This window comes from Paenibacillus sp. J2R1T-4 (assembly GCF_059692235.1).
In genome coordinates, this window is the sequence record NZ_JCAUBA010000018.1 from 87,468 (window position 1) to 102,514 (window position 15,047).

Here is a 15,047-nt window from a genome sequence, read left to right on the forward strand (position 1 = left end):
CCTTGGTTACGGTGGCAACGAGAGATTTTGGGCAGCTTGAAATGAATGAACAGAATATAGTTGTATTCCCTGAAGGATTACCGGGATTTGAAAACAACAAGCAGTTTTTATTGATTAGACCCGATGAACATACACCATTCTCAGTCCTGCAATCGATCGAAATGAGCGAATTGGCATTTATCATTACGAGTCCTTTTTTGTTTAACAAGCAGTATGAATTTCAGTTAACGGATAAGGTTATTGAGGATCTGGAGGTTAAGAGCGATCAAGACATATCCGTGTGGGTTATTGTAACTTTAACGGAGAATATAGCCGAAGCAACCATGAATTTGCTTGCTCCAATTGTGATCAACCAACCAAAGAAACTTGCAAAACAAATCATCTTGCACCGTTCGGAATACAAGACCAAACACAAATTGCTGTTTACGGACCATGCAGAAGCAGTAGCTGAGAGGGAGTGAGAGCATGCTTGTGCTAACCCGCAAGAAGGGCGAGTCCATTATGATTGGCGATCAGATTGAAGTGGTCGTACTTGGAGCTGAAGGCGACACCTTGAAGCTCGGTATAACGGCCCCTAAAGATGTCGAAGTATATCGGAAAGAAATATACAACATGATCCGGGCATCCAATCAGGAGGCAACCCAGCGTAAGGTAGATTGGAAGGATATAGGAGAAGCATTTAGAAATAAGGAGTAATTTTATGTGAAATGAATAAATGCAAAAAATAGCTCTTCATTTCTAACCTCCAAAATTCGATATAAATATTATGACTTTCTAACCGGAGTGGCCACCCGGTTGGAGAGATCAACAAAACCACATGGATGTGGAAACGAAACTTCAAGGAGGAAGTAAAGAAATGAGAATTAATCACAACATTGCGGCGCTGAATACATACCGTCAGCTGACCGTGAACCAAGGGCAAGGCGGCAAGTCGATCGAGAAGTTATCTTCAGGTCTTCGTATCAACCGTGCAGGCGATGACGCAGCGGGTCTTGCGATTTCCGAGAAGATGAGAGCACAAATTCGCGGTTTGGAACAAGCACAACGGAACTCGTCTGATGCGATCTCCATGATCCAAACAACAGAAGGTGCACTTAACGAATCTCACTCGATTCTGCAACGTATGCGTGAGTTGGCTGTACAAGCATCAAATGACACGAACGTGAACATCGACCGTGAAGAGATCCAGAAGGAAATGAACCAATTGACTTCCGAGATCAACCGGATCGGTAACACCACTGAGTTCAATACCCAGTCGTTGTTGAAAGGTAAGAATGCGGCTGTTACGACGACTGCTGCAGCACAAAAAACAGTTACTGCAGGTGTCGTTGGCGTTCCTGTTGGTGAGATTTCTGGGCTTGAGACAGGTGCGAATAGCGTGAAAGCTTCTGAGTCCTCAACTTCCGTGCAAGGTTCATCTGCCAAAGTGACAGGTTCTGTATCAGGAGTTGTTGAAAACACAGCAAGTGTTGCTGGGAAGAATGCGACAATTACACTTTCCAACGGTGTAACAATTCAGTCAGAAGACTTTACAACAGCATTGAACGGAAGAAAAGTAGAAATCAAGCAAAACGCAGTAGCCGATACAGACACAACTGTAAATTATGACTCCGTTACTCAGACTTATACGTTCCAAGTAGGTTCTCGCTCCGATGGCTCTTCATTAGCCACTAATCGCGGCGAATTGATGAATCAATTGGATGCAGTAATTAAGGCCTCTTCTGATGCAGAAGTTCAGAAATTAACAGTAAATGTATCTGATTTAGCTCAGAGCGTAACTGATGTTAAAGCATCTGGTACGTTGGCGAATGGCAGAGCTGAAGTAACAGGTTCTTACGAAATCGCAATTAGCGATAAGTTCGAAGAAGCTGGCGATACAGTTACTATTGAAGGACAGAAGTTCACTGCTGTACTTTCTGGTGCAGATGCAACAAAAGGTGAATTTAATGTTGGCAATAGCAGTGCAGCTGCATTAACAGGCGGGAAGCAAGTAATTGCTCTTGCTGATTCTACACCTGCAGCAGCAGCAGCGGCAGTATTTAATTCAGGTGCTTTTACACCATTAACAGTAGGTCAATCAGGAACTTTTTCCTTTAATGGAGTAACAATTAATTTCGCAGCAGCTATTAATCCTGCTGGTGGAGCGGATGATACAACAACCACAAATGTAACAGCTAATTCAGCGACAATAACATTAGACGTTAATGGTGCTGATGGCGCTGATACAGCAAATGAACAAGCAACACATCTAATTGCAGCATTGAACGCTATTAAAACAGCTGGAGGTGCATCTAGCGCGCTTGCTGACTTTACGATAGCTGGCACCGGTGCAGGCATCACATTTACAGCAGGTTCGACCACTGCGAAGTATAATCAATTAGAAATTACTAAATCCGGAAACGTAGCTATAGCTAATACAGGGTCTGCTCAGCTTACAACATTCGGTGCAGCTTCTACAGCATTAAGCGCGGATACTTCTGTATCCTTCACTGTTGATGGTAAAGAGTATAAGTTAGATAAAGCATTATTAGATACACATGTTGATGGAACTTTTGATGCGGATGCAGCAGCTCTTCTTGCAGTAGACGCAGACGGGGTGGCATTATCTACAGTAGCATCTGCAACTACAAATGGTGCCGGTAAGTTGGTGGTAACCTCCAATACATCTGGTCAGACCAGCGAAGTTGAATTCAAAATTAACACGACTGTGGATGAAGATCGCTATTTACTTCAAAGCGCGTTCGGTATTAGAGACAACAGTTCTGCTCAAAAAACAGCTCAAGCGGCGAGCCTACAAACAGCTATTGCAGCAAATGATAAGTTAAACGGCAGATTCACTGCAACAGCATCGGAAGGACGTATTACTTTAACTGAAAATGCTACAAAAGCAACAGGTTCAGCACTGAATGAAGCAGTAGTGACAGGTTCAGGCAAGAATGATGGATTGTCATTTACCAATGCTGGTGGTCAGAACTTGAAGAAAGTTACGATTGTTCAATCTGCAGCCCAAACAGCTGCAAAAGCTAGTACTGCTGCTATTAATACAGCTGTATTCTCTGCAGGTTCTGTAGGTACAGAACTAAATGGAGTTAACATCAAATTTGCTTCAGATCTAACAACAGGTACATCGTCCAACTCATGGGATGCCGATACGAAGACATTAACGATTTCGGGAGATATCAATAATGCAACTGCAGCCTTAACAGAAATCAAAAAAGGTCTGATTACAGCTGGATTTAATGAAACAAATGTGAATGCTATGTCTGTTACAAATGGTGGTGTTGCAGTTGATACAGACCTACAAGGCCAAACAATAACTTTCGGTGCTACCAGTGCTACAGCAGGTAAAATCGGTATCGCTGACGCAGACACAATGGCTGTTGAGAATAACAATGGTGAGTTGAAAATTTATCTTGCCAGCTCCACAGCTAGCAAGAATACTTCTGCGAAAATTGAGAAAGCAATCCAGGATCTTGGAACTTCTCAATATGCAGACGGCTTAGATTTCTCCAAATTTACTGTTAAAGCAACAGGCGATTGGGATACCAACACTACAGGAAACTCCATTATTAAATCCGAGGGTACTTTTGTAGGCGGTACTGAAGAAGTTAAAGGATCTTACGATTTCAAATTGGAGAAAGCCTTTGTTGAAGGCGATACTGTCGTAATCAAAGGACAAACGTTCAAAGCTGTTGCGAAGGACGCTCTTGCAAGCAAAGGTGAATTTAATATTGCTGGTGGCGACATTGTTGCACAAGCGGCTGGTTTGGCTGATGCGATCAGTACGAACGCCACGTTGAAGAACACTTACAAAGCTCAAGCAGCTAGCGACAAGATTACAATTACCGAAATCACCGGTACTGGAACAGATCTTAAAGCTACTGAAATGAGCGTAAGAGCAGCCGGCACACAAGGTGAATTCGCCGCTACAATTTCGGAGCAACTGACAGACGGAGCTGCATTGGTTGTTGACAATGTAGAGATCAAAGTTTCTAGCAAAAACACTCACGTAGGGTATGCGGATGGTACGGCTGTTAAAGCAACTAACCCTGAAGCCCAATCCCAAGCCCTGGCTGATGCAATCAATAAAAACGCTTCATTGAACAACAAATACACTGCATCTGTTAACGACGGTGGAGAGCTTGTCCTGAAACAGAAGGAAGGACAAGAATCAACAACAGCACCTGTTGTGCAAACGAAGAACTCGCCGAAGGGTGATTTCACTGCTTCGTTCCAAGTTGGTGCGAACAGTGGTCAAAGCATGACAATCACAGTTGGCGATATGCGTTCTGCAGCTCTGGGTGTCAGCGGCGATGGCTCGGTCGAAACAGTGGCTGCTAAGAACGGAACAGTTGCATCCTACGTAAAAATTGCTAATGTTACAGACGGAACTACGAACAAGAATTCTGAGTTTGCATTGGACATTACGAGCAGTGAGAAAGCTTCTGCTGCTGTCAGTGTAATCAACGATGCGATCGAAGTAGTCTCCTCGCAGCGTTCCCAGTTGGGTGCGTTCCAGAACCGTTTGGAGCACACGATCAACAACCTGGGTGCTTCTTCCGAAAACTTGGTTGCTTCTGAGTCCCGTATTCGTGATGTGGATATGGCTAAAGAAATGATGGAGTTCACCAAGCAAAACATCTTGTCACAGGCTGCTCAAGCAATGCTTGCTCAAGCCAACCAACAACCGCAAGGAGTTCTTCAATTGCTCCGTTAATCTTAGTTGGTTACAGGGAGACTCTAGCTGGTCTAGGGTCTCCTTTTTTTCTAATATGGATGTCACTCCCCAAATTTATTAAAGCGAGGAATTGTATATGGATCAAAACCGTGAAATCATCGATAAGACACTTGAATTGTTGGATACCGGGCATGAAGGCTTGGAGCAAATCACTCACCAGTTGGAAAATGGATTATACGAGTCATCTATTCAATTGTTTTGTGACTTCAGTGGGGCTGTACACCAAGTGAGCCGTACTTTGGAATTGTTGTCAGATAGGATGGACCTGGATCGGGCAGTAGATTGCGAGAATGATTTAATCGAGAGCATGGGGAAAGTAACATCGGCCTATGAAGAGCGGGCATACCATGAACTGGATTCCATGTATCGGAACTTCGTCATCCCCCGCTATCGGGAATTGAAGTTATCCATCCATGAATCGTTTCGCCCATATATTGTCGTATAAAGGGGGATTCCTATATGAATACAATAAAAACAAAAAAGCGATTGCAGCTAGTTCCCCGTTATATGCAGCAGTTTCAGTGCATCGGCTCATTCTGTGAGGATAGCTGTTGTGTGGGTTGGCAAGTGACAATCGATGAGCCAACATATAAGAAGTACGTTAAAGTCCGCGATGAACAATTGACTTCTGTAATCGACAAGAGTGTAACCCGCAATCGTAGCAATCCTTCAGAAAGCAATTATGCCAAAATCCGTATGGAATCCAATGGGAATTGTCCATTTCTGAATGAGTCGAAGCTTTGTGGCATTCAGACCAAATTGGGTGAAGAGTATTTGTCGAATACGTGTTCTCAATTCCCACGGATCAATAATGAAATTAATGGAACTTTGGAACGGTCGGGCACTACTTCTTGTCCGGAAATAGCTAGATTGGTTTTGTTGAACCCAGATGGAATCGAGTTTGACGAAGTTGAAGGTGAGGTAGACAGCCGAGTTCATCTTTCAAAGAAGATAAACACGGAGAGTGTGGAAAATCTGAAGCGCAATCAGAAGTACTTCTGGGAGATGCGTATTTTTACAATCCGACTGCTTCAGAACCGCGCTTATTCATTACCAGATCGGCTTATTCTGTTGGGTATGTTCTTGCAGAAAATTCGCGATTCTAGTTCCAGTGATCAAGTACATCAAATTCCGCAAATAATAGAGGAATACACTCTAATAGTCAATAACGGAATACTGAAAGAAGAGCTCAATAACGTCCCGGCACAAGTAGCGATCCAGCTTGTTCTTGCAAAGGAAATCCTGGATCAGCGGTTTTCATTGGGCGTTAACAGCAATCGATATAAGACCTGTGTAGGGCAATTCCTTTATGGCTTGGAATATACGAGTGACACTACGGTTGAAGAAGTAACAGAGCGTTACAAGGAAGCATACGAAAGCTACTACTCTCCTTTCATGAAAGAACATGAATACATGCTAGAGAATTACCTGGTAAACTATGCTTATAAGAATCTATTTCCTTTTAATGAGAAGGAAGTGTTCGATTCATACGTAATGATGGTGATCCATTTCGCTATGATTAAGTTACTGCTAATCGGGATGTCCCGTCATCATAAAGCGATCAGCGAACAGTTGGTCGTGGAACTCATTCAGTCCTTTTCGAGAACAGTGGAGCACAGTAACGCTTACTTATACAAAATCCAGCAAGCGCTGAAAGAGAATCAATTCACGTCATTGGCCTATATGGCTATTTTGCTTAAGAATTAACCATGTTGTCTGTTGGCAACCCCCAAAAGTGACGTAAATGACAACTCAAGACGAGATTAAAAATTATTATAAGATGAGTGTTGAGTCTCCTGTCAATGCCTATAAAAAATATAGGGCAAGAAGCCGATACATGTATTATTAAGCTTGATGGAATGGGGGTTCTTAAGGATGGATAGCTCGAATTTTCCTATTGGAGGAGCAGGGGGACAGCCTAGAATTGAACCGACACCTGGGGCAGACGCAGCGAACCTTGTTTCAAAGTCCAAAGCAGAAGCTCCAGTACCCGCGCCAGTTATTCACAATGCAAAAGAAATGAAGCAGGCCGAGAATAAGGGTGCTCACATTACCATAAGTGAAGAGCAGCTTATTCGAGCAATTGAGAAAGCGATCAAGCAGATGCAAGGACCCAATACGATGCTTGATTTCTCAGTTCATGAGAAAACGAAGCAGATTATGGTGAAGGTATTGAACAAAGATTCGGGCGAGATCATTCGTGAAATTCCGGCAGAAAAGAATCTCGATTTTGTTGCTAAGCTATGGGAGATGGCCGGCATATTAATCGATGAGCGAAGGTAAGGGAGGGAACACAGCATGGCTACAAGAATAAGCGGACTCGCGACTGGCATGGATATTGACACGATGGTCAATAAACTTATGTCGGCAGAGCGGGCCCCTATGGACAAATTGAGTCAGCAGAAGCAATCAACGGAGTGGAAGCGTGACAGTTACCGTGAAGTATATAACCAGTTTCTTAGCTTTAAGAACAGCGCCTTCGATATGAAGCTGCAGTCTAATTATTTGGCTAAGCTGGCAACATCACAGGATGATACCTTCCTGACGGCCACCGCTACCTCTGCGGCTGTAGAAGGTAATCATGACATTAAGGTCACTCAGCTTGCCAAGTCGGCTACGCTCCATTCTGACTCCGCCCTTGGGGTGCGTAATAAGTCCGCGTTGATGTCCCAGATCGGGTTGGGCGCAGAGGCGATCTTAACAGTCGCCGGTGAAAAAGGTGTCACTGCGATACAAGTGAAACCAGGTGATAAAATCTCTGATGTTGTTGCCAACATTAACAACAAAGCTAGGCACACCGGTGTTACCGCCAGTTATGACGAAACATTGGACCGGTTCTTCTTGACGAATGTTGTGACGGGAAACGACTCTAAGATTGAAGTGAAAAGTACGAATGCTGCGCTGCTGAATACTGTCCTTAAGCTCCCTGGGGCTGTAAATGAGGCTGGTAAGGGACAGACCGTCACGGCAGCCAAAGCTTATACAGGCGGTGTGTTGGAGACTGTCATTAAGAAGGATCCCGAGAATAAGAATCCGATACCTGATCAGAAGCTCCGTCTTATTTACAATAATATGACCTATGACTTTGTCATCAAAGAGAAGACATCCATCGGAGATTTAATCGACAGCATCAACAGCTCGGATCTGGGTAAACTCGGCATATCCGCTCAGTTGGATTCAGACAATAAGCTGAAGCTGTTTAATCCCGATGACGACAAATCGATCGAATTTCAAGAAATTTTCGCAGGCTCTACTCAGGATGATGTCAAATTATTAGAGGAACTCGGAATATTGACTAGTGCTGGAACTGCATCACTTACACTGGCATCCAACTTAGATTATTCCAAAGTGGTGGCATCCGGTGTTAACGCTAATGTTGAATATAACGGTATTCCCGTATCCTATAAGACCAACAGTTTTGAAATTAACGGAGTCAGCTTCACTGCCAGGAAGGTATCCAGCACACCCGTAAAGGTTTCTATCTCAAATGATACGGAATCGGTCTTTGGGGCAATTAAATCGTTCGTCGATGAATACAATGACTTGATTGATGCCGTCAATAAGAAGACAAGCGAGACCCGCTACCGCGAGTACAAACCGCTGACGGAAGCACAACGCAAGGATATGAAAGATGAGGAGATCAAACGCTGGGAAGAGAGAGCTAAGAGCGGCTTGCTCAAGGGTGACGCTATCTTGAATAGTACGCTTCAGGGCATGCGCAATTCGTTAAACAATGCTGTCAGTGGGCTACCTGCGAATAACGTAAACCAGATGCTTCAGCTCGGAATTAAGACTGGTGGTTATGCGGATCAAGGCAAGCTTCACATTGACGAGACTAAGCTGAGAAAGGCGATTGCAGAACAACCCGAACAAATCATGGCCTTATTCACAGCGGACGATAAAGACAAGAATTCAGAAGCTGCTGACGGATTAGCCGTACGTTTGTACGATCGCGCAGAACGAGTGCTGAATCAGTTGAAGGAAACAGCCGGCACGGCAAGCAGCGGATCGCAAGATTACCTGCAAGGCAAGGAGATGGACGATTTAGATAGCCGAATCAGAGCCATGACTAAGAGGTTGACCGACGTCGAAGATCGATACTACAGGCAATTCACAGCAATGGAGAAATACATTAATCAATTGAACTCTCAGAGTGCTTGGTTAGCTCAACAATTTTCAGGGCAATAACGGAGAGGGGCTCTATTAGATGTACCAACAACAGGCGCAACAAAACAAATATTTCGAAAACTCCATTCAGACTGCTTCCAAGGAACAATTGCTGGTTATGCTATACAACGGCGCTATCCGATTTTGCAAAGCCGGCATTGATGCTATGAAGCGGCAGCAGTATGATGAAGTGCATACTAATCTAGTCAAAGCACAGAATATTATATCGGAATTCGTTATCACATTAGATCGTAATTCCCCTGTTGCAGATCAACTATTGCAGCTATATGATTACTTTATTCATCTCCTTGTCACAGCCAATGCCAACAAGGACCCAGCTCCAGTCGAAGAAGTGTTAGGTTATCTGACAGAAATGAAAGATACTTGGGTAGAAGCAGCCAAATTGATGAAAACCGCTTCAGGAGTCCCAAATGTCTAGTGAATGGACATGGTTATATGAAGAAACCAAGTCTATCGCTTTGAAAATCTCTACAATTAGTTATGAAGAGTTGTTGGAATACCTTGAGCGAAGAGAAACGATAATGTCTCGTCTGCAAGAGTACGAATCCGTTCCCATGGACTCGATACCAAGCAATTTTAATTTGTTGGAATTCAATCAGTGGAATCAGGTCATTATGGAGAAGCTGATCGAGTTGAAGAATGAAGCCAATGATAAGCTTGCTGAGATCTCCACCAAGAGGAATATAAAAACAAGTTACGAGACCTATTCTACTCAGACCAGTTACTTTTTTGATTCCAAAAAATAGAACGAGACCCGAAACCTTCTGCCTGGATTACAAGTAGAAGGTTATTTGTATTTATGACTTGTGAATTAGTATCAAATGCGAAAAATATCGGATTAATCAAATAATTTCCCGTTCACAGAGACCCATTTATGAGCTAATAGTTCTCAGGGCATGTGTGTAAGTCGGATAAGAGCCTGTGGACAGTGTGGATAACTCTGTGAATAACTAATGAAAACAAGCTTTCATATTGTGAATGTATTGTAAATAGCCAAATTTTCTCGCAATTCTGTTAGCTAACTGGGACACAAGAATCAAATGGACAGGATGTCTGTAGTTTGCATTGACAGCTTGAAGTTAGCGGTGATATATTCGAATTGTGGGGTATATAACCCCAGCTACATGAAGACGAAGGGAATGTTCTGCATGCAAGGTAAAGTGAAATGGTTCAACGCAGAAAAAGGTTACGGTTTCATCGAGCGTGAAGACGGAGGAGACGTATTCGTACACTTCTCAGCAATCCAATCCGATGGCTTCAAGACATTGGAAGAAGGTCAAGCGGTCGAATTCGACATCGTAGAAGGCGCACGCGGACCACAAGCAGCTAACGTCGTTAAAATCTAATCATTCGGCGTGAACCGCTGTCTAATAGATGGTTAATGATGAACACGGTAGCTCACACACCTCGGATATCCGGGGTGTTTTATTTTGCCGTCATTAAAATGTCAGAATATTAACAAAATTTTGAATTATTATTAAGTTTTTTTGAAGAGTACTCTTAAATATGATATAATGTAGTTGTAAGTACGAAAGGAGCTGTTGAACATATGAATTTTAACATTCGTGGTCAAAACATTCTTCTTACTGACGCGCTTAAGGATTATGCAACAAAGAAAATCGGCAGGCTCGAACGGTATTTTGAAGCTCCCCCATCAACTGATGTTCAAGTCACATTGAGTGTATCCAAAACTCTTCAGACCGTGGAGGTAACCATCCCGCTGACTGGCATTCTGCTTCGAGCAGAAGAGAAGAGCGAAGATATGTATGCTTCGATTGATCTGGTGACTGAGAAGCTCGAACGTCAGATACGCAAACACAAAACCAAGGCCAACCGCAAGTTTCGTCAAAACGGAGGAATTCGTACTTTATTCTCGGAAGGATACGAAGGATCAACAGCTACTGCTGTACGACATTTTGAAGACGAGGACGAACTTGAGCTTGTACGTACCAAACGATTTAACCTGAAACCCATGGACATTGAAGAAGCGATTCTTCAGATGAATATGGTTGGACATAACTTTTTTGTATTCGCTAATGCAGAGTCGGAGCAAGTTAACGTAGTGTACAAACGCAACGATGGCAAATATGGCTTAATTGAACCCAACGCCTAACGCTAACGCCTAGCTCCACACTCCGCATTATCATCCACACATAATCTGGGAAGTCTGATTCCGAAACGGATCGGACTTTCTTTGCGTATATAAACGTATAAAATATGGATTGTTGCCACACTCTCTGCAAACTGATACAATTTATGCAAACCGTTTTTCCTTCTCATTATTATGTTGATGAACACAAGCAAGAAAAAGATATATATTGCAGCGAAAGGGGTCTGACCCATGTTAGGACTCGTTAAAAAAATATTCGGTGATTCCAATGAACGCGAAGTAAAGCGTCTTATGAAGGTCGCGGACTACATCAACGAAATGGAGCCAACGTACAAGGCGCTGTCGGACGAGCAGTTAAGTGCAAAGACGATAGAATTCCGGGAACGTTTAGAGAAAGGCGAGACGCTTGAGGATTTATTGCCTGAAGCTTTTGCAACCGTTCGTGAAGCATCCTGGCGGGCACTAGGTAAACGTCATTTCGATGTGCAATTAGTCGGCGGAATGGTTCTTCATGACGGTCGAATTGCAGAGATGAAGACAGGTGAAGGGAAGACGTTGGTAGGTACGCTTCCTGTTTACTTGAATGCATTGTTAGGCAAAGGCGTACATGTCGTAACTGTGAATGATTACTTGGCGCAACGGGATAGTGCAGAGATGGGTAAAATCTACTCTTTCCTTGGCATGACCGTTGGTGTCAACTTGAACAGTCTTTCCCATGAAGCCAAACAAGCTGCCTATGCTTGCGATGTTACTTACGGGACGAACAATGAGTTCGGCTTCGATTACCTGCGTGATAATATGGTGTTATACAAAGAACAAATGGTGCAACGTCCGTTGTACTATGCGGTCATCGATGAAGTCGACTCCATCCTGGTGGATGAAGCACGGACCCCGCTTATTATTTCAGGACAAGCTGCTAAATCAACGGACTTGTATTATGATGCGGATCGTTTTGTGAGTCGATTGAATGATGAAGAGGACTATACCGTTGATATTAAGGTGAGGTCAGTCAATCTGACAGAAGCCGGTATAGCCAAAGCAGAGAAAGCATTCGGCTTCGAGAACTTATTCGATCACCAGAATATAACGATCAACCACCATATTACACAGGCGCTCAAGGCTCATGCAATTATGAAGCGTGATGTGGATTACGTCGTGCAAGACGAAGAAGTTATCATTGTAGATGAGTTCACAGGTCGTCTGATGGTAGGTCGGAGATACAGCGATGGTCTCCATCAAGCGATTGAAGCGAAGGAACAACTGAAGGTTCAGAACGAGAGCATGACGCTCGCTACGATTACTCTGCAGAACTACTTCCGGATGTATCGCAAATTGGCTGGTATGACCGGTACGGCCAAGACAGAGGAAGAAGAGTTCAAGAAGATCTATGGTCTGGAAGTTGTCACAATCCCTACGAACCGTACAATGATCCGGGACGATATGGCGGATGTCGTCTACAAGAGCGAGAACGGTAAGTTCAAAGCCGTTGTAGAAGTAATCGTTGAGCGCCACAAGAAGAATCAACCTGTGCTTGTCGGTACAGTCTCCATTGAGAATTCGGAGAAGTTGTCAGAAATGCTGAAGGCTAAACGAATTCAACATAAGGTTCTTAATGCCAAGTACCATGCGGAAGAAGCGGAAATCGTCTCGCGCGCGGGTCAACCAGGTGCGGTTACAATTGCAACTAACATGGCTGGTCGTGGTACGGATATTGTGTTAGGTGAAGGTGTAGCTGATGTTGGCGGTCTGCATATTATAGGTACAGAGCGGCATGAGAGCAGACGGATCGACAATCAGCTGCGTGGACGTTCTGGTCGTCAAGGCGACCCGGGGTCGACACAGTTCTACTTGTCGATGCAGGATGAGCTTATGCGTCGGTTCGGTTCTGAGAATATTATGGGCATGATGGACAAGATCGGATTCGAAGAAGATCAGCCGATTGAGAGCAAGCTCATCACTCGTGCGATAGAATCTGCTCAGAAGCGCGTCGAAGGCAATAACTTTGACATGCGGAAAGTCGTACTTCAGTACGATGACGTTATGAATCAGCAACGGGAAATTATTTATAAGCAGCGCCGCGAAGTGTTGGCATCGGATAACATCAAGGAAATTGCGCTCGGTATGATTATGCCGGTCGTAGAACGTATTGTGAATGCCCACTGTCCAGAAGACCAAGTCCCGGAAGAGTGGGATTTAGAGGCTATTGCTGAATATGCTAACTCGACTTTCTTGCAAGAAGGTCAGTTGACTAAGGATGCGCTATGGGGCAAAGAAAAGGAAGATATGATCGAAGAAATCCAGAAACTGGTACGAGATCTATATGACGAGCGTGAAGTAAACATAACGCCAGAAATGATGCGTGAATTCGAGAAGGTCGTCGTCCTTCGTGCCGTAGATAGCAAATGGATGGATCACATAGACGCCATGGAGCAGCTGCGCCAAGGGATTCACCTTCGTGCTTACGGTGGAACAGATCCTCTGCGTGAATATCAGTTCGAAGGCTTCGCGATGTTCCAGGAAATGATCGAGAATATTCAAGAAGAAGTAGCCAAATATATTATGAAAGCACATGTTGAATCCAACTTGGAGCGTCAAGTTGTGGCCGAAGGTCAAGCAGTGGATCACAAAATTGCTGCTGAAGGCAACCGACCAACTGTTCGTGACGATAAGGTAGGACGTAATGATCCTTGTCCTTGCGGCAGCGGCAAGAAGTTCAAACAATGTCATGGCAAGCTGGCTTAATCCGCATCACAGATAACAGCAATGGACCAGCCCCCTCCATAGGGGGCTTCGTGCATTACAAGGTCCTTAGCATACTAATCGCGAGAGGTGAAGTGAACAGATGTTAGATCCGGAATTCAAACAAGATTTACGGGAAGTGGCAAAGCGTATTCAAGACCTTAGGGGGTCTCTTTGACTTAGATCTGAAGCTGGAGCAGATTGCTAATTTTGAAGTGAAGATGGGTGCTCCCGATTTCTGGGATGATAACGAGAAGGCGCAACAAACGATCAGTGAGATGAACGCTGTGAAGTCGGTCGTAGATGAGTTTCTTGAGATGTCTACCGAATATGAAGATATTGAGCTAATGCTGGAGTTGGCGGAGGAAGAATCCGATGAAGCTATGGCTGCAGATCTGGGGAAGTCCATTAAAGTGCTGTTCAGTAAGCTGGAAGGCTTTCAACTGAAGCTGTTGCTTAGTCAACCCTATGATAAGCTCAATGCGATACTGGAGCTGCATCCAGGCGCAGGAGGAACCGAGTCGCAGGATTGGGCGGATATGCTGCTCCGCATGTACAAACGCTACTCGGAGAAGCAAGGCTTCAAGGTGGAGGTGCTCGACTATCTTCCAGGTGATGAAGCCGGGGTTAAGAGTGTAACACTTCTAATCAAAGGCTATAACGCTTACGGATACTTGAAGGCGGAGAAAGGCGTGCACCGTTTGGTTCGGATTTCACCATTCGATGCCTCAGGCCGTCGTCATACTTCATTCGTCTCCTGCGACGTCGTGCCAGAGATTGAGGACGATGTCGAAGTGGATATTCGCACGGAGGATTTGAAGATTGATACTTACCGAGCAAGCGGCGCAGGCGGTCAGCATATTAATACAACTGATTCCGCGGTTCGGATTACCCATACACCATCCGGCATCGTTGTAACTTGTCAGACGGAAAGGTCCCAGATTAAGAACCGTGAGCGGGCTATGAAGATGTTGCGTTCCAAGCTCTATGAGAAAAAGATTGAAGAGCAGCTGAAGCATTTGGCTGAGATTCGCGGGGATCAATCCGATATCGCTTGGGGCAGTCAAATTCGCTCCTATGTCTTCCATCCCTACAGCATGGTTAAGGACCATCGTACACTAGCGGAGACGGGTAACGTTCAGGCCGTTATGGACGGGGAGATCAATCCATTCATCGACGCTTTCCTGCGATTGCAGATTAATAACGAACGACCATCATAAATAGCAGACCAAAAGATTATCCTACATACAGAGTGTATATGGATAATCTTTT

General features: G+C 44.3%; 12 protein-coding genes and 2 pseudogenes. All 14 read left to right on the plus strand.

Annotated elements, in window-relative coordinates; translation table 11 throughout:
• Positions 1-11 precede the first annotated feature (11 nt).
• The 14 genes and pseudogenes from fliW (at position 12) to prfB (ending at position 14,995) form a co-directional block, all read left to right on the plus strand.
• On the plus strand, positions 12-461 hold the full coding sequence (fliW, locus tag AC58QD_RS24860; protein WP_497337771.1) for a flagellar assembly protein FliW: 450 nt from the start codon (positions 12-14) through the stop codon (positions 459-461).
• Positions 462-465: 4 nt separating this feature from the next.
• Complete coding sequence (gene csrA, locus AC58QD_RS24865; RefSeq protein WP_497337714.1) at positions 466-696, plus strand: carbon storage regulator CsrA; 231 nt, start codon at positions 466-468, stop codon at positions 694-696.
• A 160-nt stretch (positions 697-856) separates the two neighbouring features.
• Positions 857-1,271, plus strand: a pseudogene (locus tag AC58QD_RS24870) (flagellin N-terminal helical domain-containing protein); the annotation flags it as partial.
• A gap of 3,176 nt (positions 1,272-4,447) precedes the next feature.
• Positions 4,448-4,717 (plus strand): annotated as a pseudogene (locus tag AC58QD_RS24875) (flagellin); the annotation flags it as partial.
• A 97-nt stretch (positions 4,718-4,814) separates the two neighbouring features.
• Entirely contained in the window at positions 4,815-5,183 is a 369-nt protein-coding gene (locus tag AC58QD_RS24880; RefSeq protein WP_497337715.1) for a DUF8042 domain-containing protein, read from the plus strand.
• A gap of 14 nt (positions 5,184-5,197) precedes the next feature.
• Complete coding sequence (gene fliB, locus AC58QD_RS24885) at positions 5,198-6,445, plus strand: flagellin lysine-N-methylase (RefSeq protein WP_497337716.1); 1,248 nt, start codon at positions 5,198-5,200, stop codon at positions 6,443-6,445.
• A 168-nt stretch (positions 6,446-6,613) separates the two neighbouring features.
• Positions 6,614-7,021: a flagellar protein FlaG gene (locus AC58QD_RS24890; RefSeq protein WP_497337717.1), complete on the plus strand. Its 408-nt coding sequence runs from the start codon at positions 6,614-6,616 to the stop codon at positions 7,019-7,021.
• 15 nt (positions 7,022-7,036) lie between these two features.
• Positions 7,037-8,926 (plus strand): flagellar filament capping protein FliD, encoded by a 1,890-nt coding sequence (fliD, locus tag AC58QD_RS24895; protein ID WP_497337718.1) that lies wholly within the window; start codon positions 7,037-7,039, stop codon positions 8,924-8,926.
• Positions 8,927-8,945: 19 nt separating this feature from the next.
• A complete protein-coding gene (gene fliS, locus AC58QD_RS24900) occupies positions 8,946-9,344 on the plus strand; it encodes a flagellar export chaperone FliS (protein WP_497337719.1) in 399 nt (132 codons plus the stop codon).
• Positions 9,337-9,672 carry a hypothetical protein gene (locus AC58QD_RS24905; RefSeq protein ID WP_497337720.1) on the plus strand — a complete coding sequence of 112 codons (336 nt, stop codon included), beginning with the start codon at positions 9,337-9,339 and terminating at the stop codon, positions 9,670-9,672. Before fliS ends, AC58QD_RS24905 begins: the two co-directional genes overlap by 8 nt.
• A 402-nt stretch (positions 9,673-10,074) precedes the next feature.
• Entirely contained in the window at positions 10,075-10,272 is a 198-nt protein-coding gene (locus tag AC58QD_RS24910) for a cold shock domain-containing protein (protein ID WP_138881805.1), read from the plus strand.
• Positions 10,273-10,475: 203 nt separating this feature from the next.
• Positions 10,476-11,039: a ribosome hibernation-promoting factor, HPF/YfiA family gene (hpf, locus tag AC58QD_RS24915; RefSeq protein ID WP_497337721.1), complete on the plus strand. Its 564-nt coding sequence runs from the start codon at positions 10,476-10,478 to the stop codon at positions 11,037-11,039.
• A 228-nt stretch (positions 11,040-11,267) separates the two neighbouring features.
• Positions 11,268-13,778 carry a preprotein translocase subunit SecA gene (secA, locus tag AC58QD_RS24920; RefSeq protein ID WP_497337722.1) on the plus strand — a complete coding sequence of 837 codons (2,511 nt, stop codon included), beginning with the start codon at positions 11,268-11,270 and terminating at the stop codon, positions 13,776-13,778.
• Positions 13,779-13,878: 100 nt separating this feature from the next.
• A protein-coding gene (gene prfB, locus AC58QD_RS24925) for a peptide chain release factor 2 (RefSeq protein WP_497337724.1) occupies positions 13,879-14,995 on the plus strand; the annotation gives its coding sequence in 2 pieces (ribosomal slippage) (positions 13,879-13,950 and positions 13,952-14,995; 1,116 coding nt in all).
• Positions 14,996-15,047 lie beyond the last annotated feature (52 nt).